The sequence below is a fragment of the Streptomyces sp. 796.1 genome, from assembly GCF_047525675.1.
In the GTDB taxonomy this organism is placed as follows: Bacteria; Actinomycetota; Actinomycetes; order Streptomycetales; family Streptomycetaceae; genus Streptomyces.
In genome coordinates this window covers 41141-64936 of the sequence record NZ_JBLIWA010000020.1, presented here as the reverse complement: position 1 = coordinate 64936, position 23796 = coordinate 41141, and the positions used below count along the sequence as shown (strand labels likewise).

Annotated in this window: 22 protein-coding genes and 1 tRNA gene; 18 read left to right on the top strand and 5 right to left on the bottom strand. The window is 74.1% G+C overall.

Annotated elements, in window-relative coordinates; all coding sequences use genetic code 11:
- Positions 1–10: 10 nt before the first annotated feature.
- The 7 genes from ACMA1D_RS15760 (at position 11) to ACMA1D_RS15730 (ending at position 10788) form a co-directional block, all read left to right on the top strand.
- Complete coding sequence (locus tag ACMA1D_RS15760; protein ID WP_414724596.1) at positions 11–877, top strand: immunity 49 family protein; 867 nt, start codon at positions 11–13, stop codon at positions 875–877.
- 111 nt (positions 878–988) lie between these two features.
- The gene (locus ACMA1D_RS15755; RefSeq protein WP_414724595.1) at positions 989–1312 is read left to right on the top strand and encodes a hypothetical protein; all 324 of its coding nucleotides are present in this window, start codon (positions 989–991) and stop codon (positions 1310–1312) included.
- Positions 1309–2673 (top strand): EsaB/YukD family protein, encoded by a 1365-nt coding sequence (locus ACMA1D_RS15750; protein WP_414724594.1) that lies wholly within the window; start codon positions 1309–1311, stop codon positions 2671–2673. The genes ACMA1D_RS15755 and ACMA1D_RS15750 overlap by 4 nt, the downstream gene beginning before the upstream one ends.
- Positions 2674–2682: 9 nt before the next feature.
- Positions 2683–3960: a type VII secretion protein gene (locus tag ACMA1D_RS15745; protein ID WP_414724593.1), complete on the top strand. Its 1278-nt coding sequence runs from the start codon at positions 2683–2685 to the stop codon at positions 3958–3960.
- Positions 3957–8042: a type VII secretion protein EccCa gene (eccCa, locus tag ACMA1D_RS15740; protein WP_414724592.1), complete on the top strand. Its 4086-nt coding sequence runs from the start codon at positions 3957–3959 to the stop codon at positions 8040–8042. Before ACMA1D_RS15745 ends, eccCa begins: the two co-directional genes overlap by 4 nt.
- A gap of 2 nt (positions 8043–8044) precedes the next feature.
- The gene (locus ACMA1D_RS15735) at positions 8045–9445 is read left to right on the top strand and encodes a DUF6177 family protein (protein ID WP_414724648.1); all 1401 of its coding nucleotides are present in this window, start codon (positions 8045–8047) and stop codon (positions 9443–9445) included.
- Between the two features lie 272 nt (positions 9446–9717).
- Positions 9718–10788, top strand: a complete 1071-nt coding sequence (locus ACMA1D_RS15730) for a hypothetical protein (RefSeq protein ID WP_414724591.1) — start codon at positions 9718–9720, stop codon at positions 10786–10788.
- A 97-nt stretch (positions 10789–10885) separates the two neighbouring features.
- Here ACMA1D_RS15730 and ACMA1D_RS15725 read toward each other — a convergent pair whose 3' ends face one another.
- Positions 10886–11566: an NAD-dependent epimerase/dehydratase family protein gene (locus ACMA1D_RS15725; protein WP_414724590.1), complete on the bottom strand. Its 681-nt coding sequence runs from the start codon at positions 11564–11566 to the stop codon at positions 10886–10888.
- A gap of 471 nt (positions 11567–12037) precedes the next feature.
- On the opposite strand from ACMA1D_RS15725, the gene ACMA1D_RS15720 reads away from it, so the two are divergent.
- The 3 genes from ACMA1D_RS15720 to ACMA1D_RS15710 all read left to right on the top strand — a co-directional run bounded on the left by ACMA1D_RS15720 (position 12038) and on the right by ACMA1D_RS15710 (position 14236).
- A complete protein-coding gene (locus ACMA1D_RS15720; protein WP_414724589.1) occupies positions 12038–12727 on the top strand; it encodes an HhH-GPD-type base excision DNA repair protein in 690 nt (229 codons plus the stop codon).
- Between the two features lie 446 nt (positions 12728–13173).
- Positions 13174–13470 (top strand): type II toxin-antitoxin system VapB family antitoxin, encoded by a 297-nt coding sequence (locus ACMA1D_RS15715; protein WP_003986294.1) that lies wholly within the window; start codon positions 13174–13176, stop codon positions 13468–13470.
- A gap of 139 nt (positions 13471–13609) precedes the next feature.
- Complete coding sequence (locus ACMA1D_RS15710; protein ID WP_414724588.1) at positions 13610–14236, top strand: LytR C-terminal domain-containing protein; 627 nt, start codon at positions 13610–13612, stop codon at positions 14234–14236.
- 270 nt (positions 14237–14506) lie between these two features.
- Here the strand turns inward: ACMA1D_RS15710 and upp are convergent, their stop codons facing one another.
- Positions 14507–15142, bottom strand: a complete 636-nt coding sequence (gene upp, locus ACMA1D_RS15705) for a uracil phosphoribosyltransferase (RefSeq protein WP_414724587.1) — start codon at positions 15140–15142, stop codon at positions 14507–14509.
- A 59-nt stretch (positions 15143–15201) separates the two neighbouring features.
- Between upp and ACMA1D_RS15700 the strand changes: the two genes are divergently transcribed.
- From ACMA1D_RS15700 to ACMA1D_RS15675, 6 genes are all read left to right on the top strand, one after another.
- Complete coding sequence (locus ACMA1D_RS15700) at positions 15202–15486, top strand: hypothetical protein (protein WP_414724647.1); 285 nt, start codon at positions 15202–15204, stop codon at positions 15484–15486.
- A 446-nt stretch (positions 15487–15932) separates the two neighbouring features.
- Complete coding sequence (locus ACMA1D_RS15695; protein ID WP_414724586.1) at positions 15933–16475, top strand: hypothetical protein; 543 nt, start codon at positions 15933–15935, stop codon at positions 16473–16475.
- Between the two features lie 64 nt (positions 16476–16539).
- Positions 16540–17007, top strand: a complete 468-nt coding sequence (tadA, locus tag ACMA1D_RS15690; RefSeq protein WP_414724585.1) for a tRNA adenosine(34) deaminase TadA — start codon at positions 16540–16542, stop codon at positions 17005–17007.
- A 191-nt stretch (positions 17008–17198) separates the two neighbouring features.
- A tRNA-Ser gene (locus ACMA1D_RS15685) sits at positions 17199–17285 on the top strand.
- 176 nt (positions 17286–17461) lie between these two features.
- The gene (locus ACMA1D_RS15680) at positions 17462–17701 is read left to right on the top strand and encodes a hypothetical protein (RefSeq protein ID WP_414724584.1); all 240 of its coding nucleotides are present in this window, start codon (positions 17462–17464) and stop codon (positions 17699–17701) included.
- 21 nt (positions 17702–17722) lie between these two features.
- Positions 17723–18067: a DUF1036 domain-containing protein gene (locus ACMA1D_RS15675; protein ID WP_349996698.1), complete on the top strand. Its 345-nt coding sequence runs from the start codon at positions 17723–17725 to the stop codon at positions 18065–18067.
- 28 nt (positions 18068–18095) lie between these two features.
- Here ACMA1D_RS15675 and ACMA1D_RS15670 read toward each other — a convergent pair whose 3' ends face one another.
- Positions 18096–18899, bottom strand: coding sequence for an SAM-dependent methyltransferase (locus ACMA1D_RS15670; RefSeq protein ID WP_414724583.1), 804 nt, complete (start codon positions 18897–18899; stop codon positions 18096–18098).
- Between the two features lie 503 nt (positions 18900–19402).
- On the opposite strand from ACMA1D_RS15670, the gene ACMA1D_RS15665 reads away from it, so the two are divergent.
- The gene (locus ACMA1D_RS15665; RefSeq protein WP_414724582.1) at positions 19403–20653 is read left to right on the top strand and encodes a glutamate--cysteine ligase; all 1251 of its coding nucleotides are present in this window, start codon (positions 19403–19405) and stop codon (positions 20651–20653) included.
- 109 nt (positions 20654–20762) lie between these two features.
- On the opposite strand, the gene ACMA1D_RS15660 is transcribed toward ACMA1D_RS15665, so the two are convergent.
- The gene (locus ACMA1D_RS15660) at positions 20763–21785 is read right to left on the bottom strand and encodes an EamA family transporter (RefSeq protein WP_414724581.1); all 1023 of its coding nucleotides are present in this window, start codon (positions 21783–21785) and stop codon (positions 20763–20765) included.
- 78 nt (positions 21786–21863) lie between these two features.
- On the opposite strand from ACMA1D_RS15660, the gene ACMA1D_RS15655 reads away from it, so the two are divergent.
- Positions 21864–22760 (top strand): LysR family transcriptional regulator, encoded by an 897-nt coding sequence (locus ACMA1D_RS15655; RefSeq protein WP_414724580.1) that lies wholly within the window; start codon positions 21864–21866, stop codon positions 22758–22760.
- A 123-nt stretch (positions 22761–22883) separates the two neighbouring features.
- Here ACMA1D_RS15655 and ACMA1D_RS15650 read toward each other — a convergent pair whose 3' ends face one another.
- Positions 22884–23564 carry an isochorismatase family protein gene (locus ACMA1D_RS15650; RefSeq protein ID WP_414724579.1) on the bottom strand — a complete coding sequence of 227 codons (681 nt, stop codon included), beginning with the start codon at positions 23562–23564 and terminating at the stop codon, positions 22884–22886.
- Positions 23565–23796: the final 232 nt, after the last annotated feature.

Below are 23796 nucleotides of genomic sequence, written 5' to 3'. Positions count from 1 at the left end.
GAGTATCGATATGCCTACGCAGATCAGCCGAGACGACCCTTCTCCACCGGTCGACCGATCAGAGATCTTCCGCATCGTCGAAGGAGGCGTCGAGAAAAGGCTCATCCGGCTGGAAAACTCACCGCGCATGTTCGGGCTGACGCTCGGCATTATGGAGAGCCGAGCGCGCCTACACCTCCTCCATGACCCCCATGCAGACAAGGTGGAAACCTGGGAAGCCTGGATGCAGGCCGCCCAAGTAGGTTCCGCCCTCTTCGCCGCCGCCACCGCCGCTCCCGGTACCACCGTGTCCTGCCGCATCGCCGAGAAGATGCGCACCTTTTCGGCGACCGGGCCGCAGCACTTCACCGATGCGGGCAACTGGTTGACCGCCTTCTGGATGGCGATCACCTGTCGGGACCAGCCGCGGATGGACCAGCTCTGTCAGGTGCCCATTTCGCTGTTGCGGGAGTCGGGGGCGATCTACGACGAGTACATCTACGACTGGGTGGATTCGCTCCAGACGTACTGGACGGAACGGCCGGGGCTCAGCGACAAGTTCGTTCGGGCGTTCAAGGGGGCCGATCCCGACGACGCGCCGATCGCCGGTCGTGAACTCATGCTGCGGTTGCTCTATCCGCCGCTCAACCTGTTCTACCGCTTCCTTGATCGGGACCATGCGGGGTTCAACACGGCGCTCGTGCAAGCGCTTCAACTACACAAGGCCTACTGGACGGCCAACGAAGAGCGCATGGAAACCGCCGATGGTGCCGTCGCTCTCGACCTGTTGGCCATTGCCTGTCTCGCCTACGACGCCGGATTCCCCATCGACGTCGAGTCCGAATACCTTCCCTCGTGCATCCTCGATCGCAGTTGGGTCGGCGAGTTCGACATGTGACCCTGCACCACCGGGCGTTGTGTGCGCAGCGCCCTGCCGGGCGCCCGGCAGCCTTCGCCTGACCCGCCCCTTTTCGCTTCTCGTACGTCTCCCCGCGGAGGTGAGTTCCCCATGGTTGCCCAGGACTACGACAGTCAGCTCCTCGAATCCGTGTCCGTGCGTCGGCGCCGGATGCGGGACGCCCTGCTCTTCGGCGGCGAGCGGCGGCGGCGGTCGATCGACGAGCGGGTGGGGAAGGCGTTCGCCGGCATGGTGATCGCGGCCGTGGTGTGTGCCGGCTGCGTGGGATGGTCGTTCGTGTCGCACCGGATCGTGGACCGGGACCCCGGCCAGCCGGCGCGTACGGTGCCTTCGCCCGCGTCGACGACGGCTCCCGCAGGGTCGTCCGCACCCGCCCCGAACGGCGCATTCTCGATGGTAGGTTCGAACTCGTGATAGCTGTCGAGGCACGGCGCCGGACCGGGCTGAGCCGGGTCACCCTGGTCGGCGAGCGACGGCGGATCGACCTCGTGCTGCCCTCCGACGAGCCCGTGGGGCGGCTCCTGCCCGACGTCATGGAACTGCTCGGTGACCGAATACCGGCCCGGCCGATGCTCCGCCACCTCGTCACCAGCGACGGCACCGTGCTCGCACCGGACGCCACCCTCGCGGCGGCGCACGTACCCGACGGCGCCGTACTCCGGCTGGTGCGGGTGCAGGACGCGCCGTCCGCACCCGTGGTGCACGACGTCACCGACGAGGTCGCGGACGACCTGGACGTACGCCCCTGGCGCTGGGGTCCGCAGGCACGGCGGGCCACCGCCGGTCTGATCGCGGTCGGGTGGACCCTGGTCGCCGCCCTGTTGGCGCGCCACGAGTTCGCCGCGGACGACGCGGGGCCGGTGCTCGCCGGATCTGCCGCACCCGCCGCGCTAATCGGGGCCCTCGCCGGTCGAGCGCGTCGACGCGGACTGGCGACGACGCTGATCGTGGCGGCCGGAGTGCTCGGGGTGCTCGGTGCCTGGACGCTGGGAGACGCCCACGCCTGGTCGGGAGCCGAGCGGTTGGCGGCGGTAGCGGCGGTGGCGGTGATCACTCTCGCCCTGCTCGGCTGGTGCTCGCCGCTGGGACGCGGCGGCCTGGTGGGGGCCGGGGCCGCGGCCGGGGCGGCCGGGTGTTGGGAGGCCGCCATCGCGTTCAACGACGCCGCGCACACCGCGACCGATCAGGCCCGTGTCGGCGCCCTGCTGGCCGTCGTCTCCGTCGTCGTGCTCGGGGTGTTGCCGAGACTGGCCCTGATGGCGTCCGGGCTCGCCGCGCTCGACGACCGCCGCTCGGCAGGCACCTCGGTGAGCCGCTACGAGGTGTCCACGGCGCTGAGCGCCACGCACCGCGCGCTCGCCCTCGCCACCTGCGTGTGTGCCGTGTCCGGCGCGACCGCCGGGGTGCTCGCGCTGCGCACGCCCACCGTGTGGACGGTGCTGCTCACCGCCGCCGTCGCGGTGGCCGTGCTGCTGCGTTCGCGGGCGTTCCCGCTCGTCGTCGAGGTCGTGGTGCTCCTGCTGGCCGGCGCGGTGCTCGGGGTGCGGCTGGTGACCGTCTGGCTGGCCCATGCGGACCCGGCGGGTCCGCTGGCGGTCGCCACCGGGCTGGCGGTCCTGCCGCTGCTCGTCCTCGCCGTACGGCCCGCCGAACACGTGCGGGTGCGGCTGCGGCGGATGGGGGACGTGGTCGAATCGTTCGCCGTGATCGCGCTCCTCCCGCTGGTCATCGGTGTCTTCGGGGTGTACGGGCGGCTGCTCGACACATTCGCGTAGGGGTGGGGCATGTCGCGGGACGACTGGCAGCGCAGTGTGCTCAAGAGCATCGGTGTGCAGGGGGCTGCCGCGAAAACGGAACAGCCACCGTCGGCCGGTGCGGCGCCCGGCGCGGCCCGTACGCGCGCGCAGGAATCCTCCGCAACGGATCGCTCCCCGCGGGCCGAGGGCCAGACCGCGGGGGCCGAACCGGTGGCGACCGCCGGGCACCACACCGCCTCGGCACCTGCGCCCCACACCCCGCAGCACCAACCCCCGCAACATCAGCAACAGGCCCACCAGGCGACCGGCGTCCCCGCCGCGTCAGAGCGGCCGGCGGGTCCGGAGCCCGACATCGCTGCCGCGGCGCGACAGTCGTTGCCACCCGCCCCCGAATCCCTTCCCGTGCTGCCGCCCGCTCTGGCGTCGGCGGGCGGTCGGCAGCGCCGGGGCGAGTCCGTGCCGCGCCGCTCGCTGCGTGCCCTGCGCGGCGCGTTCGGCTCGTCGGCGGCGCGCGCCGTGGCGGTGGAGACGCGGCTGGCCCAGGAGTTGCAGCAGCCGGTCACCACGGGCCGGCAGATCGTGGTGACCAGCATTCGGGGCGGAGCCGGCAAGACCACTGTGGCCGCACTGCTGAGCCGGGTGTACAACCACTACCGCCACGATCCCGTGCTCACCCTGGAGGCGGACGCCGCGCTCGGCACGCTGCCGGCCCGGTTGGGCGCGCCGTCCGTGCGCTGGTCGTGTGCGGACCTCGCGCAACTCGTCGTCCCGTCCATGCAGCTCACCGACGTCACCGGCTACCTGGTGCCGTTGACGGACGGCGGCTGGCTGCTGCCTGCCGGGCAGGGGCGGGTCGGGTCGCGCGTTGACATCCCGACCTACCGCACCGTGACGGTGGCACTGCGCCGCTACTTCGGGATCACCGTCATCGACTGCGAGACGCTGCCGGGCGAGGTGGCACGGACGGCCGTCGACACCGCGCACGCACACGTCCTCGTCGCCCCGGCCACGGTCGAGGGCGTGGCCGGCACCCGGGCCGTGGTGGAGTGGCTGGCGACGCTGCCCCGGCCGGCCACCGCGCGTACCGTCGTGGCGCTGACCACCAGCACGCCGCACGCCTCGCTCGACCTGAAGGCCGCGTCCGCCCACCTCCGGGAGGCCGGCCCCGCGGTCTTCACGCTGCCGTACGACCGGCACCTGGCGGCCGGCGGGCCGGTCCAGACCCGGCTCCTGGCGTCCGCGACCCGGCAGGCGGCCATCCGCCTCGCCGCCGAGGTGCTCGGCCGTGCGGTGACCGCGCGATGACCCAACGCCTCGTCCACCGGCCCGCGCGGGCCACCAGGCCGCTGGTCGCGGCGGAGCCGCGGTCCATCGAAGCCCCACCGAACCTGCCCGAGGGAAAGATCGGCAACGCGGCGACGGCGCTCCTGCCGATGGCCGGTGTCATGAGTTCCGTGGTGATGATGACCATCATCCGCAACAGCCAGTTCGCCGCGGTGGGCGCGATCGTCCTGGTGGTCGCGCTGCTCGGGGCCGTGGCGCTGTTCTGGTCCCAGCGCGGCAAGGCCCAGCGCACCCGGCGGGCCCAGCGCGAGCGCTACCTGGAGTACCTGGAGGAGCTGCGGGAGGAGCTCGGCGCGGACGAACGCCAGCGCCGGGCCAGCTCCAGGGAGCTCAACCCGCCCCCGCAGGCGCTGTACGACATCGTGCGGGACCCGGCACGGCTGTGGGAGCGGCGCCGTGGCGACCCGGACTTCCTCGCGGTGCGGGTGGGCACGGGCGGGGTGCCGGTACAGCCGCTGGCCATGGGGCAACAGGGCGGCGGCGTACTGACCCCACCCGACCGGTTCATGCTCAACGAGGCCCGTGCCCTGATCGCCCGCTACTCCACCACCAGCGACTTCCCGCTCACCGTGCCCTTGGACCGGGTCGGGAACGTGAGCATCGTCGGGGACCGGGACGCCGCCCTCGGGGTGGCCCGCGCCCTGCTGGTGCAGGCCGCGGTGTGGCACGCGCCGGACGACGCGGCCCTGGCGTTCGCCGTCGCCGACGACCGGCTCGCCGACTGGGAGTGGGCCAAGTGGCTGCCGCACGTCCTGGACTCGTACGCGTACGACGGGCCGGTGGCCGCCCGCCGGTTCGCGCCCGGCCTGTCGGAGCTGGCCCGGCTCATCGGCCCCGATCTGGCCCGGCGCTCCTCCTACGCGGCGCAGGTGCGGCGCGGGCTGTCCGACCGTGACGCACTGCGGCTGGTCAGCCGGCTGCTGGTGGTCAGCGACGACCACGGGCGGCCGGCGGCCGAACTGCCGCGCCCGGATGCGGCCGTGCCGCTCGGCGACATGGGCGTCACGGTGCTGTACCTGCTGGCCGAGCAGGTACACGAGCCGGACCAGGTGTCGGTACGGATCACCGTGGCGGAGGACCGGGTCACGGTCGAGGACCTCCGCCAGCCGGACCGGGCCGCGGCCGGCGCGGTGACCACTCCGGCCGCGCCCGCACCGTTCGGAGCGCCGGCGAGCCAGGGCCGTTGGGACGCGGTGGGTGCCGCCGGAGCCGAGGGGCTGGCCAGGATGCTCGCCCCGCAGCGACTGTCGGCCGAGTCCGCCGCGGAGGGCGCCCCCGTGGCGGGGCCGGTGGACTTCCCCGAACTGCTCGGCATCGCCGACCCCGCGGCGCTGGATGTCGACGGGCTGTGGTCGGCCCGGGGCGAGCGGGACTTCCTGCGCGTGCCGATCGGCGTCGACGACCATCACCAGCCGATGCTGCTCGACCTCAAGGAATCCGCCGAACTGGGCATGGGCCCGCACGGGCTGTGCGTGGGCGCCACCGGCTCCGGCAAGAGCGAACTGCTGCGGACGCTGGTCATCGCCCTGGCGGCGACGCACCCGCCCGAGTCCCTCGCGCTCGTCCTGGTCGACTACAAGGGCGGCGCGACCTTCGCTCCCTTCGCCGAACTGCCGCACGTCGCCGGCATGATCACCAACCTGGAGAACCAGGCGGGGCTGGTCGAACGGGTCCACACCAGCCTGGCCGGCGAGGTCAAGCGGCGCCAGCAGGTCCTCAAGGACGCGGGCAACCTGGCGGACATCGGCCACTACACCGCCCTGCGCGCCCAGCACCCCACGTGGGAGGCGCTGCCCCACCTCTTCGTCGTCATCGACGAGTTCGGTGAACTGCTCACCGCCAAGCCCGATTTCATCGACCTCTTCCTGTCCATCGGCAGGATCGGCCGTTCCATCGGCATCCACCTGCTGCTCTCCAGCCAGCGCATCGAGGGCGGCCGGCTCCGGGGACTGGAGACGTACCTCTCCTACCGGCTCGGGCTGCGCACGTTCTCCGCCGACGAGTCCCGCACCGTGCTGGACACCACCGACGCCTTCGGGCTCCCCCCGCTGCCGGGGTTCGGCTACCTGAAGGTGGACACCTCGGTGTACGCGCGGTTCAAGGCCGGCTACGTCTCCGGCGCCTACCGCGGACCGGCAGCGCAGGCGTACGAGCCGGACGCGCCGTTGGCCCTCCCGTACCCCACCACCAGCACGGTGCTCGACCCGGACGCCGCGCAGGACGCCACCGACACCGCGGACACCGGACCCGCCGGAAGCCGGCGCGACGCGGGGCCTTCGGTGTTGTCGGTGCTGGTCGACCAGTTGGCGAGTGCTGCTGCGCCGGTGCGCCGCATCTGGCTGCCGCCGCTGCCCGCGGCCCTCCCGCTGGACGCGGTGGCCGGCCCGGTCGGCACGGACACCCGCGGCCTGCGCCTCACCCATGACGCCGGTCCGCTGCGGGTGCCCATGGGCCGGCTCGACGACCCCGCCCGGCAGTGGCAAGGTCCGTGGACCCTGGACCTCACCAAGGCGGGCGGGCACGTGGCGGTCATCGGCGGGCCGCAGGCCGGCAAGACCACCTTCCTGCGCACGCTCACCCTCGCGCTCGCCCTGACGCACACCCCGCAAGAGGTCGCCGTCTACGGGCTCGACCTGGCCGGCGGCGGCCTGTCCGCGTTGGCCCCGCTGCCAGGCGTCGGCGGGATAGCCGGGCGGGCGGATCGCGAGCGGGCCGCACGCACCGTCGAGGAAGTGCGTTCCATGCTGGTGACGCGCGAAGCGCTCTTCCGCGAGCACCGCATCGACTCGGTCGACGAACTGCGTCGCACCCGTGCCTCGGGCGGCCTGCCGGAGCTGGGGTCGACCGACGTCGTACTGCTCATCGACGGGTTCGGGGCACTGCGCGACGACTTCGCGGAACTGGATGACCTGGTCACCGAACTCCTGCGGCGCGGCAGCGGTTACGGCATCCACGTGGTAGCCGCCATGCTGCGTTGGAACGACGTCCGGATCGCCACCCAGTCGATGTTCGGCACCAGGGTGGAGGCACGGCTGAACGACCCGGGCGACTCCAGCATCGACCGGAAGCTGGCCGAGACGCTCACCGCCGAGACCCCGGGCCGGGTGCTGACGGACGCCAAGCTGTTCGCGCAAGTGGCGCTGCCCCGCATCGACGCCCGACCGGCCGTCGACGACCTCGGCCCCGCGCTGGAGCGCACCACCCGCACCGTACGAGCCGCCTGGCACGGCGAACCCGCCGCTCCGGTGCGCGTGCTGCCCACCCGGTTGCCCGGCGCACTGTTGCCGGGCGTCACCGCGGAGCCCGACGCGATCCCCATCGGCCTCGGCCAGAGCGACCTGCGCCCCGTCCTGCTCGACCTGTTCGGCCAGGACCAGCACCTACTGGTGCTCGGCGACAACGAGTGCGGCAAGACCAATCTGCTGTCACTCGTCGCCCGCCAACTCATCGCACGCCACCCGGACGACGCCCTGGTCTTCGGGGTGTTCGACCCGCGCCGCGGGCTGCGTGAGGTGGTGCCGGAGCCGTACCGCGGTGGCTACGCCTACAACGGGAAGCTGGCCGGGGCGCTGGCCGGCGGCATCGCCGCCGAGCTCGGCAAGCGGATGCCGGACGAGACTCCGGAGGCGCTGGATGCGTTCGCGGCCGGCACCGGGCCCACCGGCCCTCGCGTGGTGATCCTGATCGACGACTACGACATCCTCACCGCGGCCGGACAACAGCCGCTCGCCGCCTTCCTGCCGTACGTGTCGTCGGCGCAGGACATCGGTCTGCACTTCGTCATCGCGCGCCGGGTGGCGGGGGCCGCCCGGGCGCTGTACGACCCGTTCTTGACCGCGTTGCGGGAGTCCGGCACCACGGCCCTGCTGATGACCGGCGAGCGGGCGGAGGGGCAGGTGTTCCCCGGCCTGTACCCGTCGGCCCAACCACCGGGGCGCGGCACGCTCGTGCGTCGGGGCCGCCCGCACCTTCTCGTCCAGACCGCCCTCACCCCGCCCGGGCCCGCTGAGCCCGGTGGACCCGGCCCCGGAGGCGCCTCGTGACCATGGACGTCATCGCCCTCACCCCGCGGGAGCCCGACCCGGCGACACTGTTGGCCGGGCTGTACGCGGGCGGTCCCGACACCCGGGTGACCCACACGGGCGAAGGCGCCGTCATCCAGCTCCGGGACGAGGCCGGCCATCCGCTGCTCTCGGTGGAGGCACCGATCCTCGTACAGGTCCCCGGCGAGGTGGAGCGCCTGCTGGGAACGGAGCTCCCGGTCCCCGACGGTCCCGTGTGGTGGACCGAGGCGCGGGCGTCCACAGCCGTCGCGGGCGCCGCCGGTTTGGCCGGCTCCTTCGCCGGGCGGCTGGCCACCGTGCTCGACGGCGTCGTCTGGCCCCCCGGCTCGGCCACGACCGAGGTCATCACGCTCGCGCCCGACCCGGCCAACGCGCCGACGCCGCCCGACGCGCCGCCCGCAGCCGAGGTGCTCACCGACCGGGCGGCGCTGGTCCTCCAGGACCGGCCGGTGGTCCCGCTCAGCGGCTGGCTGGCGGACGCTCTCCAGACCACCGCGGCCGGCGGGCGCGCCCTGCACCTGGTCACGCCCGCCACGAGCCGGCTGACCCTCGCCGCCCGGAGCGCCCTGCGCGCCCACCCGGGCCGCTGGGTCGTCCACGACGGGGACAACCGCTACTACGACGGCCTGTCCGGCACTCCGCTGCGGTGGGGCGAAGCGGCCTTCGTACCGGCCCCTGACGCCGACACCGGCCCCGCGCAGCCGCCGGGTGCCGACGGCGAACGCCAACTCGTCCTCTCGCTGCGCGCCGAGCACCCCGCCACGGGCGAACTGGTGCTGGGCGGCGGCCTGGAGACCGCATGGCGGGCGCTGACCGGGGCGCCGCCGGCGGGCTGGGGCACCAGTGAGCCCATCAACGTCCCCTGGTCCCCGCGCCAGCTCACGGAACTGGCACGGCAGCGCATGCCGCGCCCCACCTGGCTGCTCGCGGTCGGCCGCCCGGGCCGCCCCGCCCTGGCCACCTTGGAAATCGCCCGCACCAGGGGCGGGGTCGGCGAGGACAGCACACTGACGATCGGGTACGGCCCCGGCGAAGAGCCGCCGCTCGACGCGCTCCCGGCCCTCGCCCACACCCTCGTCACCCAACACCGGCTGGGCTCCTTGCTCGTCTCGCTCCGCGCCGCGCGCCGCGACCTCACGGTGCCAGCGCACCCGGAGCCGTCGCCGGTGCCCGTCTCCTTCACCCTGGGTGCGGAAGCCGTGCAGGACATCGGTCTGCACCACGCCAGCCACCCGCCCCACCTCGCACCCGGCGCCCTCCTCGGCCCCGCCCGCAGACCGGGCCTGTACTACGCACTCGGCGACGGCACCAACCCACGGGCGTGGGCCGCATTCCAGCACTTGGCAGAGCACCTCAGGGCAGGCACGGCCCGCGCGAACTAGCGCCACCGCTGCCGCTCATCGGCCCGCACCCACAGCTTCCCGCCCCCTCAGCCCACCGCGTCCAACCCAACCGCCGCTGCCGGTCGGCAACCACACCCCCACCCCCAACGTCTACGCTCTCGCTGACCAAAACCCACCCCACGCCCCGTAACCCACACCCACACCCAACGTCCAACACCCACATCACACCCACCACCCACCCAACCAACCACCACCACCCAACCAACCACCCACACACAAGACCGCCGCGTGAGCGGCCACAGGGGGAGCCGGTGAGCGACGTCTGCTACGCCGAGAAGTCATGGAATCCGCTGGCCAGCACCGTGGAGCTGACGACGCTCACGTTGCGGGCCGATGGGCGGCGCACTGCGCTCGCGCACCTGAACCTGGTGGCGATGGGCGAGGCGTTCCTGCGGGGGCAGTGGGTGGGGGGCGGGGGGTCCGAGCGGGTGCTCGGGGACGTGCCCGAGGGGGTGGGAGTGGTGCCCGTGGTGCGGGCCTCGGGGTCGGTGATGCTGGTGAAGGCGCGGCGGGCGCGGGAGTTCGCGCAGGCGTTGGGGCAGCTCGCCGTGGCGCAGAGCGGCGGTGCCGAGGCCGTGGCCGCGCTCGCGGCGCAGGCGCAGCACGACGGCGTGCCGCTGTGGATCGCCCGCCGCCAGTCGAGCGGCCCCACCGGCGAGATGATCACCGTCACCGTGGACCGCAGGCTGGTCCGGGCCGACGTGTGGGGCCCGGGCACGCCCGTGATCCGGCTGCGCGGCCCGTACGGGATGCCCGCCAGGCACCGGGACGCCGCGTCGATGCTGACCGTGACCATCGGCGAGCAGCCGGCCACGCTGTCCGTGACGCACAGTTGGCGCAAGTCGCAGCGGACCGTCTCGCTCCAGAGCGCGCAGGGCCACTGGGAGCTGCGCCGCCGCAACAGCCGTGCCTCGCGGCTGCTCCGCAACGGTCACCTCGTGGCCGAGTTGAGCCGCGCCCAGCCCGCCGACCACCGCGGCCGGCCGCTGCTGCCGCTCGCGGACGTCTGGTACGAGAGCAGGGACCCGCTGGACGCGTTGGTGGCCCAGTTCTTCGCGATCGCCTTCGCGTTGGGTGACGGCACCGGTTCGATCCGGTTCGGCACCCGCCGCCCCGCGCCCAGTCCGAGCGAACCGATCGCCTGGGAGCAACCCTGGTTCACCCACATCGGCGGCGGCAGCGAGGACTCCGGCGGCGGCTCCGACGGCGCGGACGGCTGGGGTGACGGCGGCGGCAGCAGCGACGGGGGCGGTGGCGACGGCGGGGGCGGCGATGGTGGGGGCGACGGCGGAGGCGGCGACGGGGGCGGCGGCGGGGACTGATCACACCCGCGCGATCAACAGGTCCTCCGGTACGGGGCCCGCCCCGGGGTGCTGGTCAGCGGCCGGCCCGCAGACCGTCACCGTCAGGCCGTCACCGTCAGGCCGTCCCCACGCCGCCCGCGACGTGGTTGATGTCACGGCTGCGCAGCACGCGCTGGCCACCGCCGCGCCGGGCGGCGACGGTGATCATCGCCTGGCCGAGCCGTTCGGTCGTGGTCACCTGGCCCGGCGCGACCCGGCGCAGGACCGGGTAGAGCCAGGAGGCCGCGGCGTACGCGGCGCGGTAGAGCGGCGTCTTGGAGCGTTCGCCGTGGACGGGGTGGATGTAGTTCGGGCGGAACAAGTACGCGTCCACGTCGAGCCCCAGCAGTGCGTTCTCGGTCTCGCCCTTCACCCGGGCCCACATGGCCCGGGACGTGCCGCTGCCGTCGGTGCCCTCGCCCGAGACGTACGTGAAGGTCAGGCCCGGGTTGCGGGCGGCGAGTTCGCGGGCCGCGGCCAGCGTGTAGTCGTACGTCACCCGCCGGTACTCCGCCCCGGTCTTGCCCGCGGCCGAGATGCCCAGGCACCAGAAGCAGGCGTCGACGCCGGTCAACTCGTCGGCGATGGCCGACAAGTCGGCGAAGTCGCCGTGGATGACCTCGCGGAGCTTGGCGTGCCGCTGGCCGAGCGCGGTGCGGCCGATCGTACGGACGCCGGTCACCCGGTCGTCGAGCAGGCACTCGCGCAACACGCCCTGGCCGACCATCCCGGTCGCCCCGAAGATCACTACCTGCACCGCAGTCCGTCCCTCCGCTGTTCCCACCGGGCTCGCCGTTCACACCGGGCTCGCCGGCCACACTGGGCTCGCCGGCCCCGCCGCCCCCGCCTGCCGGACCGGGTCCACCGGCCCCGTTGAGTAGTCGAGTAGCCCGGGCCCACCGATTCCGCCGGGCGCGCCGCTGCGCCGAGCCGGGCGGCGAGCACATCCGATCTTGCCCGGTGCCGGGCCGCCGCGCCACGGTCCGCGGTTCCCGCGTCCGGCGGACGGCCGGATCGGCGCCGGTGGGTGGCCGAACGGCCGGCGCGTACGGGACCGGGCCGGGCCCCGTACGGCACACCGGGCCCGACGTGGCGCGCGGTCGCGCGGCGGGTGGGCCGGGATGAGGATGGTGCTACGTCCCCGTCCGGCAGCAGTCCGGCAGCAGAGCAGGAGAGGAGGACGGGGCGCGGCGGACCACCGCCGCCCGGGCCCGCGCCCCGACCGCCCATGGCCACCAGCATCCGACTCGCCCAGGAACCCGCCGCCGACGCGCTGCTCAGCCGCAGCCCGCTGGCCACCATGATCGGCATGCTGCTCGACCAGCAGGTGCCGATGGAGTGGGCCTTCGCCGGCCCGTACACCATCGCCCAGCGGATGGGGGCCGACGACCTGGACGCGCACGAGATCGCCGCGCGGGACCCGGAGGAGTTCGCCGAACTGCTCGTCGCCAAGCCCGCCGTGCACCGTTACCCGGGTTCGATGGCCAAGCGGGTGCAGCAGCTCTGCGCGTACCTGGTCGAGCACTACGACGGCGACCCGACGGCCCTGTGGCGCGACTGCGACGACGCGGGCGAGGTGCTGCGCCGGCTGAACGAGCTGCCGGGCTTCGGCAAGCAGAAGTCGCAGATCTTCCTGGCCCTGCTCGGCAAGCAACTCGGCGTGCGCCCCACCGGTTGGCGCGCGGCGGCCGGCGCGTACGGCGAGGCGGGCGCCTACCGTTCGGCCGCCGACATCACCGGTCCCGAAACCCTGGCCAAGGTCCGCGCGTACAAGCAGAGCGCCAAGCGGGCGGCCCGCGCGGCGGCCGAGCAGGACGGCGGGGCGGGGAAGCCGGGCAAGGCGGGCGGCGGGGGCTCGGGGAAGGCGGGCGGCGGGGGCTCGGGGAAGGCGGGCGGCGGGGGCTCGGGGAAGCCGTAGGGAGCGCCCCGCCCTTCAGAGAGCAGCCCGCGTCGAAATGGGCCCGACCCGCCCCGCAGAGAGCCCCACGGGGCGTGGCCCGCGCCCGGATCAGCGGACCCCCGCCGCAGGGAGCGCCCCGCCCCCACAGGGAAGAGCACCCCGCGCGTCCGAACGGGCTGGCCCGCCGGCGGGGAGGCCCCCACGGGGCGTGGCCGCGCCCCGATGGGCTGCCACGCCCCGTGCGGAGCCGGCACCTGCGCATCGGCTGGCCGGCGACCGCATGGAGTGGCCGTACTGCCGGAGGACGGCGTTCCGGAGGGGCGGGGGGCGGTGCTCGCGCGGGGTCGGCGCACCGCAACCCCTTACCCGTGCGCGCACTTCGGTCCCGATATGACGCTCTTTGCCGGTTCCGTACCGCGCCCTCATGGCTGCGCCGGGTGCCGCGGGCCCGGTAGGCTTTCCGTGTGATCTTCAAGCGCATCGGAAACGGGCGGCCGTACCCCGACCACGGCCGGGAAAGCACCCGCCAGTGGGCGGATGTGGCCCCACGCCCGGTACGCCTTGACCAGCTCGTCACCACCAAGCAGCAGCTCGACCTGGAAACGCTGCTCGCGGAGGACTCGACGTTCTACGGCGACCTGTTCGCCCACGTCGTGAAGTGGCAGGGCGACCTGTACCTGGAGGACGGGCTGCACCGCGCGGTGCGGGCCGCGCTGCAACAGCGCCAGGTGCTGCACGCCCGCGTGCTCGAACTGGGCTGATCCGGCCCGCCGTCGAGCCGCCGCGACCCGCTGACGGCGGGCCCGCGGGCCCGTACGAGCTGCGCCGATCGGGTTGGGCCGGGCTCGAACGGTTGATCATTTAGTAGGCATGAGCGGCGCCCCGGACTACGCTGCCGGCATGAGCATGCTGACGCCCCCCGGCATGGGCGGGAAGTACCGCATCACGGGTGACCGATACCCCCGGATGCGCCGTCCCAAGAACCGCCATCGGATCGTATTCGCCGCCATCGGCTCAGCCCTCTCCCTCGGCCTCGTCGGCTGGGGGACGCTGCAACTCATCGACGTGTTCACGGGCGGCGGGGGCACCGCGCACGCCTCGGAGGACAAGCGGGCCTGTGCCGCGGAAGGCACCCCGAGCCCGTCGGCGAAGCCGCTGCCGAAGCCGGCGGCCATCACGGTCAACGTGTACAACGCGACGACCCGCAGCGGCCTGGCCAAGGACACCGCCGACGCGCTGCGCAAGCGCGGCTTCAAGGTCGGCAAGGTGGGCAACGCCCCGAGCGCGTACGACAAGAAGGTCAAGAGCGCCGGTGTGCTGCTCGGCTCGAAGACCGCGTCGAACGGCGGGGCCGCCGTGCTGGGCACGCACGTCGCCGGCGCCCAGACCAAGACCGACGCCCGCCGCGGCCCCGACGTCGACCTGATCATCGGCGACGCCTACCGCAAGCTGGCCGCCCCGCAGGACGCCACCCGCGCCCTGACCGCCCTGACCCACCCCGCCCCGCGCCCGAACTCCGACTGCTGACCGTCCCCCACTGGCGCCCGCCGCGCGGCGGGCGGGTGCGGCGAGACGGGGGCGGAGACGGCATTCGACCCGCCGCGTGACGCACGGGGCGGGTACGGGCGGGGGTACGGGCGCTCGCGCCGTACGGAGCGGGTGTGGGTACGGGGACGGGTACGGCCCACCCGCTCCGCCACCTGGCGTACGGAGCGGGGCAGGCCGATCAGCCCGCTCAGGCCAACCGGCCCGCTCGGCCGGATCAGCCCCCTGGTCCGATCAACTCGCTCGGCGTGATCAGCCCGCCGTGCCGTACATCCGGTCGCCCGCGTCGCCGAGGCCGGGGACGATGTAACCGCTTTCGTTCAGCCGCTCGTCCACGGACGCGGTGACCACCGTCACCGGCGAGCCCGCCAGCTCCCGCTCCATGACCGCCACCCCTTCCGGGGCCGCCAGCAGGCACAGGGCCGTCACGTCGTCGGCGCCGCGCGCCATGAGTTCGTTGATCGCCGCGACGAGCGTGCCGCCGGTCGCCAGCATCGGGTCGAGCACGTACACCTGGCGGCCCGAGAGGTCGTCGGGCATCCGGGTGGCGTACGTCGACGCCTGGAGCGTTTCCTCGTTGCGGACCATGCCGAGGAAGCCGACCTCGGCGGTGGGCAGCAGCCGCACCATCCCGTCGAGCATGCCGAGACCGGCCCGCAGGATCGGCACCACCAGCGGGCGCGGGTGCGAGAGCCGCACCCCCGTCGTGGTGGTGACCGGGGTTTCGATCTCCACCTGCTCGGTGCGCACGTCACGGGTCGCCTCGTACGCGAGCAGGGTGACGAGTTCGTCGGCGAGCCGCCGGAAGGTCGGGCTGTCGGTGCGCTGGTCGCGCAACGTGGTGAGCTTGTGCGCGACCAGTGGGTGGTCGACGACGTGGATACGCATGGCAATGACATTAACGGAGGGCACGCGTGGTGACCGCGCCGTGTACAGCCGCTAGCAGTCTGTCGCCGCGCTGGCATCAAACCACCGTTTCGGGGGAAAGTGGGCACGTACGCCCGGCCCGCCGCCCCGGCCGGGCCTCCGCCCCGAGGTGGTGCGTCATGTCCGACCCAGACGAACTCGGCGACCAGGCAACGCCGGAGGACGAGGCCGACCGACGCCGTCGGCGCGCCCAGTTCCTCCGCGAACTGAGCGAGGCACGGGAGCTGCGGGACCGCGTCCAACCGCGCCGCGCCCGCGCCGCCCGGATGCGGCAGGCGATGCGGATGCGCACCTTCCGCTGGTAGCGGTAGCGGGAGCGGGAGCACCGGCCCGCACCGCACGCCACGCGCGCGCCACGCGCCAGTACCCGCCACGCGACGGGACCGGACGGGGCGCCACGACACACCGCCCGCGCGGGTCGCGTTTGGCAGCGGGTGCGGGCTCCGGACGAAAGGGCCGCGCGTGGTGGCCGCGCGGCAGGGCCGATTCGTTTCCGCTGCCCCGCGCCCACCCGCGGCCCGGACTCGCGGCACCCCGGCTGAGCAGCGCGCGGGCCCGCTCCGGGCGCGCTCTCAGTGATCACGGAACTACCAAACGTACGTCCGGATAACCGAGCGCTTCCAGCGGTGATCCGTCAGTGACATCGCGTCAGGCAGCCGCACGACGCAGTCCCGAAGACCCCTCGCGGCGCGTAGGTTTCTGCCACGATTCCGATGGGACGGGGCGCGGCCCCGTCGGTCCCGGCACGCCTATGACCAGTGGGAGAGTCACGGTGTACTTCGCCGCACTGCTCGCGCGCACCGAAGACGGGTGGGAAGCGAGCGACACAGATCTGGATAACGTGGAGACCCTGGCCGACCTGGCCGACCTGGCCCGGGAGGCCGCTGTCGACGAGGACACGGTGCTCGTCTACATCGAGCAGGAAGAAGCGTGGTTCGGCCTCGTCCGGGTGGACGGCGAGGACGACCCGCGCATCTACGTCTCCGACGCGGCAGCCGCCGCCCGCAGCTCGTACGGCGCGATGCTCACCGACGAGCTGACCGACCGCGACGCGGAAGCCGATCTGGACCGGTTGGTCGACCTCGACGGCACGGAGGACGGTGAACCCGAGCTCGACGACGATGACGACACCGACGCCTCGGGCGAGGCCGTTCCGCCGGGCCCGCTGGGCGACGCCGAACTCGTCGCCGACCTCGGCATCAGCGCCAAGGAACTGCGCGCGCTGGGCGAGGACGCGCTCAGCGAGATCGCGGACGCCCTCGGCTGTGGGGAGGTCCTGGAGGCAGTGCGCTGACGGCACCGCCGGCACCCGCCGGCCCGCCGTCGGCCCGACGGCGGGCCGGCCGCACACTGGTGCCATGACTGATCCCCTACGCGCCCCCTGGCTCGGGCCGATGCGCCATGCCCTGGAGGAGGCGGTACGGGCCCCGGAGACCGGCGACGTCCCGGTCGGCGCCCTCGTCCTCGGCCCCGACGGCTCCGTAATCGGCCGGGGGCGCAACGAGCGCGAGGCGGGCGGCGACCCCACCGCGCACGCCGAGGTCCTCGCCATCCGCGAGGCCGCGGCGGCACTCGGCGAGTGGCGGCTCACCGACTGCACGCTGGTGGTCACCCTGGAGCCGTGCACGATGTGCGCGGGCGCGATCGTCCTGGCCCGCCTGGACCGCGTCGTGTACGGGGCGGTGGACGAGAAGGCGGGCGCCGTCGGCTCCCTGTGGGACGTCGTGCGCGACCGCCGCCTCAACCACCGCCCCGAGGTCATCCACGGCGTCCTGGCCGAGGAGTGCGCGGCCCTCCTGACGGACTTCTTCCGCGACCGCGGGTAGCGGGGCCGCTGGCGCGGCGGGCCCGCACGGGTTCGGCGGAGCTGGCGGCAGCAGGGCCCGTACGGACCGGGTGGAGGCTGGCGGCGGCAGCGCCCGTACCGACCGGGGACGAAAGCCGCATAGGCCCCGCACTCCCCCCGCCCCGGGAACCGATTTCAGCGCACGGCCCACCGTCCGCTAAGCTCTCTCTCGGTAGCGTGTCCGAGCGGCCGAAGGAGCACGCCTCGAAAGCGTGTGAGGGGGCAACTCCTCCGTGGGTTCAAATCCCACCGCTACCGCTTCAGGGAAACCGCCCCCGATCTGGGAAACCAGGTCGGGGGCGGTTTTCGTTGTGCCCCGCATTCCGCTGTGCCCCGCATTCCCCTGTGGCCCCCACCCCGCCCGCTCACTAACCTGGAAGTGGGCCCGAACAAGCGAGTGGCGGGTGCGTTCGCTCGGTTGGGAGTAGAGGGCCATGCGTGAGAAAGGCGCAGGAGAATACGGGGTGGACCCGACGTCGGGGGTGGATCGGGAGCAGTTGGCCGCGGCCGTGGCGGGTACGCCGGAGCGGGCGCCGGCTGCGGAGGTCGTACCGGGGGCCGACGGGGTGGACGAGGTCAGGTCCGGGCTGGCCGGGGCGCCGGAGCGGGCCGCGGAGTCGGAGGCGTCCGCGGAGTCGTCCGCTAAGTCTGCCGTCCACCGGCAGCCCCGGTGAGTGGGGAACGAGGCGAGAACAGTGCTCAAGTTCCTCAACGGATATTCCGTCACCGTCAATGTGATGATCGAGCGGCTCGACCGGGGTTGCCGGCCGGAACCGTGGCGCAGAACGGGTTGGTGGGTCATTCAGCCCGGTGGGTCGGCGGTCGCGTACGGCGGGGACCTCGATGACGTGAACCGCTATTGGTACTGGTACGCCTTCGCGGTCGACCGGCGGCAGTGGAGCGGGCCGTTCCCGGAGAACGTGCCGGAGTCGGTCTTCGACTGGTGCCCGGACGTGGGCAGCAGCCCGTCCATGAACATCGGCATGCGGGAGTTGGACGTCAACGGCTCGTCGGACAAGGTCCTGCGGCTCGTGCTGTGAGTACGCCGCTCGGGGCGCAGCGGGCCCGTCACGCCGTCGCGACCGCGATCAGGTACGGGGCGTCGTCGGCGTACGGTCGGCCGTCCCAGTCGCCGTACAGCCGTACGTCGTCGAAGCCGGCCGTGCGGCACAGATCGGCGAACTCGTCGGCGCGGTAGATCCGCACGTCGTAGCTGCCCATGCTGCGTTCTGTGCCGTCGGCGTCGAGGACGGCCCACCGGCCCTCCTCACGCATCGTCTCGGGCACCAGGCGGCGCCTGGCCACCAGGGTGCCGCCGCCGGCCAGCGGCCGGTGCTCCTCCGGGGGCACCCGGCCGCTCTGCAACGCCGGCACCGTGATCATCGTGTGCATCAGGAACCGGCCGCCGGGACGCAGCACGCGCCGGAACCCGCGCAGCACGTCCAGGTCTTCCGCGGGCGTGAAGAAGCCGAACGAGTAGAACATGTTGATCACCGCGTCCACCGGCTCCAGCGTCGGCAGGTGGCGCATGTCCGCGTGCAGGAAGGTCACCGGCAACTCCTCGGCCTCCGCCCGGTGCCGGGCCAGGTTCAGGAAGTGCTGGTTGATGTCGACGCCGGTGACGCGCAGGCCGCGGCGGGCCAGTTCGATGCTGTGCCGGCCGTAGCCGCACGGGCAGTCGACCACCCGCGCGCCGGCCGGCAGGGCGCACAGCCGGAGCACGCCGGCGACTTCTTGGGCGGTACGGGTGTCGAGCCGGTGCTCGCCTTCGAAGAAGGTCTGGAGCGAGTCGTCCGCGCGCAGGTACAGGTCGCCGAAGAAGCCGCCCTCCTCGTGCCACCAGGGGATCGACGGCTCGGGGTGTGACACCACGACAGCACGCTCCAAGGTTTGGGGGAGACCGCCGCGACCTGCGGGTTTCGGGGCCCGGCCGGGGCTTGGCCGACGGCCCGAGAGGTGCGGCGGGCGACGCCGCGCCTCACGGCACGGCCGCGCCTCCCAGCATGGGGCGACGCCGGCTGGCCGGGGAGGCGGGGGCGGCCAGATGGGTGAGGGGCGGGTGGGGTGTGGGTGGGGTGTGGGTGGTTGGGTGATCCGCTGGGGCTGGCCCGCTCCGCGGCCCCCGTACGGCCGACGTGCTGGCCGGCGCGGACCGGGCCATGCTGGAACGGCCGCATGGGAGGCGGGCCCGCGCGGGCCTGTCCCGACGGAGGTGGGCCCGGCCCGGTTGGCCGGCCGCACGGGACCGCCACCGGACGTACGAGATCGTCGTACGGGATCGGCATACGAGGCCCCGTACAGGGCTGCCGTACGAGCCGCCGTACAAAGACCGCGGCGCATCCCCGCCGCACCCCGTCCGAGCCCGGGCAGGTGTCATGAGCAGTAGCAGCGAGACGCAGCCGAGCATGGGGGTGGAGGAGGAGTTCTTCCTGGTCGCGCCCGGTAGTCGGACGGTGCGGCCGGCGGGGGTGCGGGTGGTGGCGCGGGCGCGCAAGCAGTTGGAGGAGTTGGTGGCCGAGGAGTTCACGGAGTACCAGGTGGAGGGGCGGACGCCGCCCTGTGCCACGTACGACGAACTCCTCGCGCACCTGCTGCGCGTGCGGACCGGGCTCGCGTCGGCCGCGGCGGCGGAGGGGCTGCGGCTGGTGCCGTCCGGTACGCCGGTGCTCGGCCCGTACGGTCCCGCTCCCGTCCTGGACGACGCGCGCCACCGGCTGGGCGCCAGCACCTTCCGGGCGCTGGGCGACGACTTCGTCCTGTCCGCGCTCCACGTCCACGTGCAGGTGCCGGACCGCGGCGATGCGGTGCTGGTCGGCAACCACCTGCGGCCGTGGATACCGCTGTTGACGGCGATGGCCGCGAACTCGCCGTACTGGTACGGCGAGGACACCGGCTACGCGAGTTGGCGCACCGTCGTCAAGAACGGCTGGCCCGTCAGCGGCCCGCCCCCGTACTTCAACGATCTGGAGCAGTACGCGCGTACGGTGGCCGGCCTGCGGGCCACCGGCGTCCTCGTCGACGTGGGGAATCTCTTCTGGGACGTGCGGCCCTGCGAGCACCTGCCGACGGTGGAGTTCCGGGCCCTGGACGTGCCGGCGACGGCAGCGGAGGCGGCGGCGCTCGCCACGTTGGTGCGGGCGCTGGTGGTGGCGGCGCTGGCCGCGGTGCGGCGCGGCGACCCGGGACCGGTCTTGGCCGAACCGCTGCTCCGCGCGGCCTGTTGGCGCGCCGCGCGCGACGGCTGGGCCGCGCAGGGCGTGGACCCGCGCACCGGCCGGCTGGTGCCCACGGCCGCCCTGGTGGAGCGGCTGTTCGGCCTGGTGGGGCCGGTGCTCGCGGCCACCGGTGAGCGGGCGCAGGTCGCCGATTTCGTACGCCGCCTCACCGCCGACGGCGACGGCGCCACCCGGCAGCGCCGCACGCGCGCGTCGGCCCGGGCCCGGGTCGGTCCCCGCGTCCGTGCCCCGTCCGGTGCCGGCACCGGCGCCGGTGACCCTGATGGCCCGGCTGGTCCGGCTGGTCCGGCTGGTCCGGCTGGTGGCACTGGTCCCGCGGACCCCGCTGGCCTCGCCGATGTCGTGGACGCCCTCGCGGCGGGGGTGGACGTGGGGCCCGGGTGGGGGTGACGGCGGTGGGAGTGACAGCAGTGGCGGTGGTACGCGGGGGTTGCCCCGGCCCGGGCAGCCCCCGGCCTGCGGGCTCGGCCTCGCGGCCGGCGGCCCGGGACGCAGCGGGTCAGCGGACGGCCGGCCCATCGGCCAGCGCCCGGGCCCCGCCCTCCGTCGGCACCGGGGCCCCGTCCGGCGCAGAGCCCATCCGCGTACCCGCCGTACCCGCCGTACGCCCCCGCGCCCACCCAGGCGCCGGGAACTGCGCGGCCAGCAGCGCGGCCAGGGCCAGGACGAAGCCGGCTGCCTGGAGCAGGCTCAGGGACTCGCCGAGGGTGAGGCCGATGACCGTGGCGACCAGCGGGGACAGCAGGACCAGCGGGGCCGATGCGCCGACCGGCAGCCGGCCGATGCCGCGGAACCACAGGGTGTACGCGATCAGCCCGCCCATGCTGCCGAGCCAGAGGTAGCCGCCGAGCGCGCCCGCGTCCACGTGCCCGGGGACGCCCTCGAAGAGCAGCGTCACGGGCAGCAGCACCAGCCCGCCGACGGTCAGTTGCCAGCCGGCCACGGCCATCGGGCCGGCGCCGGCCGGGCGGCCCCAGCGCTTGGTCAGGACGACGCCGGCGGCCATGCTGGCAGTGCCGCCGAGGCCGGCGACGACGCCGACGGCGTCCAGTTCGGCCTGCGGGCCGAGCACCACCAGGCCGACGCCGACCACCCCCAGCACGCCCCAGACCAGCCGCCAGCCGCTCGGCCGGTCGCTGAGCACCAGGGCGGCCAGGCCCGCCACGAGCAGCGGTTGCGCCGCGCCGAGGGTGGCGGCGACGCCGCCGGGCAGCCGCTCCGCGGAGATGAACAGCAGCGCGAACAGGGCGCCGATGTTGAGCACGCCCAGCACGGCCGCCTTCCACCACCAGTCGCCGCGCGGCAGCGCCCGGGTGATCGCCAGCGCCAGCAGCCCGGCGGGCAGCGCCCGTACCAGGCCGGCGAAGAGCGGGTGTCCTGGCGGCAGGAGTTCGGTGGTCACGGCGTACGTGGTGCCCCAGGACATGGGGGCGATGGCGGTCAGCGCGACGGTCGCCACCTGCACGGACGTGGCGCGCGAGGGGCCGGCCCGATGGCCGGGCGACGTGGGCGAGGCGTTCATGGGGGAAGTCTGCGCAGCCCCCGTACATGCATCCAAAGCATGATTGCGATGGCAACCATGCACCATCACCATGCATGTATGGACCTCCAGCAACTGCGCTACGTCGTGGCCGTCGCCGAAACCCGCAACTTCACGCGCGCCGCCGAGCGCTGCGCGGTGGTGCAGTCCTCGCTCAGCCACCGCATCGCGGGCCTTGAGCGGGAACTCGGCGTGAAGCTGTTCGCCCGGTCGAGCCGCCGTACGGAGCTGACCGGCGCGGGCGAGGCGTTCCTCGCGCGGGCGCGCGAGTGCCTGGCCGCCGCTGACCGGGCGGTGGCCGACGCCGCGGCGGCGGCCGGGGTGGTGCGCGGCCGGCTGGCGCTCGGCGTGATCGTGACGACGGCCGCCGTCGACGTGCCCGAGGCGATCCAACGGTTCCGGGCCCGCCACCCGGACGTGCGGGTGCTGCTGCGGGCGGGCGGCAGTGTGGAGCTGACGGCCGCGGTCCGGCAGGGCGAGTTGGACGTCGCCTTCCTCGGGCTGCCCGCGAACGAGCGGCCGGCCGGCGTACGGTCGCTCGCCCTCGACCACGACGAACACGTGCTGGTGGTGCCGGCCGGGCACCGGCTCGCGGGGGCCGCCCGGGTCACCCTGCGCGAGGTGGCCGACGAGACGTTCGTGGACTTCGTGGCCGGCACGCCCGCCCGGGCCCAGTCCGACCAGGCGTTCGCGGCTGCCGGGCTGGTCCGCGACGTCGCGTACGAGGCCGGCATCGCGGAGTTGATGACCCGGCTGATCGCCCGCGGGCTCGGCGTCGCGCTCCTCCCGTCGGCCTTCGCCCGGCCGCAGGCCGCGGGCGATCCGGCGCTGGCCCTGGTCCCGGTGGTGGACGGCCCGCGCCGCATCGAGTACCTGGCCTGGAACGAGTTCAACCCGAGCCCGACCACGCTGGCCTTCCTCGACGTGCTGGGGGTGGGGCGGGAGGCGCTGGGTTGAGGTCCGGCGCCGGCGGGGCGGGCCCGCGTGCGAGGGGGTACGCGCTGGCCTCGGTGGGGGCCCGGGCACGGAGGGGCGGGGCGCGGACGGGTCAGGGCAGGGACGGGATGGGGCGCGGATGGCTCAGGCGCGGACGACGGGGGTGCCGGTCAGGGTGACGCCGGCGGCGCGCAGGTCGGACGCGGCCCGTTCGGTGGTGTCGGCGGCGACGCCCGCGGTGTAGTCGAGCAGGACCCGGGTGGTGAAGCCGGCGGCGACCGCGTCGAGCGCGGTGGCGCGTACGCAGTGGTCGGTGGCGATGCCGACCACGTCCACGTCCTGGATGTCGTGCGCCCGCAGCCACTCGGCCAGCGGCGTGCCGTCCGCCGTTGCGCCCTCGAAACCGCTCTTGGAGGCGGAGTGCGCGCCCTTGAAGAAGACCTCGTCGACGGCGCCCGAGGCGGCAACGGGCGCGAAGGCGGGGTGGAACTCGCTGCCGCTGCTGCCGGCCAGGCAGTGCACGGGGAACGAGTCGCGGTAGTCGGGGTGTGCGGAGAAGTGCGGGCCCGGGTCGATGTGGTGGTCGCGGGTGGCGACCACGCGCGCGTACGTCGTGCCGTTGGCCCCGGCCCCGGCCCCGGTCGTCCCGTCGCTGCCCCTGTCGCTGTCGCTGCCCTCTGCTCCGGCTCCGGCTCCGGCTCCGGCTCCGGCTCCGGCGACCAACTCGGCGACGGCAGCCGCGGTGTCCGCCCCGCCGCCCACGGGCACCGCACCGCCCTCGCAGAAGTCGTTCTGCACATCGACCACGATCAACGCTCGCCCCATCGCCCACACCTCTCTCGCCCGCCGCCCCGTCGGGCCGGCCCGGAACCGTTCGTCGCGGCAAGGTAGTGCACCGCGATCGGCACGCGCACGCTGCGTCACTCGGATGGGGGTGGGGCGCGGGGCGCCACCGGGATGAGCCCTGGTGTGGTGGGTGGGTTGGTCGTGGGGTGGGGTGAGTTGGTTGCGGGGGTTGGTTGCGGGTGGGGTGGGTTGGTCGTGGGTTGGTTGCGGG

What these genes read in the sequence shown, in the direction of transcription:
- ACMA1D_RS15760 (WP_414724596.1), top strand. Translation starts at nt 11, where the DNA reads ATGCCTACGCAGATCAGCCGAGACGACCCTTCTCCACCGGTCGACCGA.
- ACMA1D_RS15755 (WP_414724595.1), top strand. Translation starts at nt 989, where the DNA reads ATGGTTGCCCAGGACTACGACAGTCAGCTCCTCGAATCCGTGTCCGTG.
- ACMA1D_RS15745 (WP_414724593.1), top strand. Translation starts at nt 2,683, where the DNA reads ATGTCGCGGGACGACTGGCAGCGCAGTGTGCTCAAGAGCATCGGTGTG.
- eccCa (WP_414724592.1), top strand. Translation starts at nt 3,957, where the DNA reads ATGACCCAACGCCTCGTCCACCGGCCCGCGCGGGCCACCAGGCCGCTG.
- ACMA1D_RS15735 (WP_414724648.1), top strand. Translation starts at nt 8,045, where the DNA reads ATGGACGTCATCGCCCTCACCCCGCGGGAGCCCGACCCGGCGACACTG.
- ACMA1D_RS15720 (WP_414724589.1), top strand. Translation starts at nt 12,038, where the DNA reads ATGGCCACCAGCATCCGACTCGCCCAGGAACCCGCCGCCGACGCGCTG.
- ACMA1D_RS15710 (WP_414724588.1), top strand. Translation starts at nt 13,610, where the DNA reads ATGAGCATGCTGACGCCCCCCGGCATGGGCGGGAAGTACCGCATCACG.
- upp (WP_414724587.1), bottom strand. Translation starts at nt 15,142, where the DNA reads ATGCGTATCCACGTCGTCGACCACCCACTGGTCGCGCACAAGCTCACC.
- ACMA1D_RS15695 (WP_414724586.1), top strand. Translation starts at nt 15,933, where the DNA reads ATGACCAGTGGGAGAGTCACGGTGTACTTCGCCGCACTGCTCGCGCGC.
- tadA (WP_414724585.1), top strand. Translation starts at nt 16,540, where the DNA reads ATGACTGATCCCCTACGCGCCCCCTGGCTCGGGCCGATGCGCCATGCC.
- ACMA1D_RS15680 (WP_414724584.1), top strand. Translation starts at nt 17,462, where the DNA reads ATGCGTGAGAAAGGCGCAGGAGAATACGGGGTGGACCCGACGTCGGGG.
- ACMA1D_RS15665 (WP_414724582.1), top strand. Translation starts at nt 19,403, where the DNA reads ATGAGCAGTAGCAGCGAGACGCAGCCGAGCATGGGGGTGGAGGAGGAG.
- ACMA1D_RS15660 (WP_414724581.1), bottom strand. Translation starts at nt 21,785, where the DNA reads ATGAACGCCTCGCCCACGTCGCCCGGCCATCGGGCCGGCCCCTCGCGC.
- ACMA1D_RS15655 (WP_414724580.1), top strand. Translation starts at nt 21,864, where the DNA reads ATGGACCTCCAGCAACTGCGCTACGTCGTGGCCGTCGCCGAAACCCGC.
- ACMA1D_RS15650 (WP_414724579.1), bottom strand. Translation starts at nt 23,564, where the DNA reads ATGGGGCGAGCGTTGATCGTGGTCGATGTGCAGAACGACTTCTGCGAG.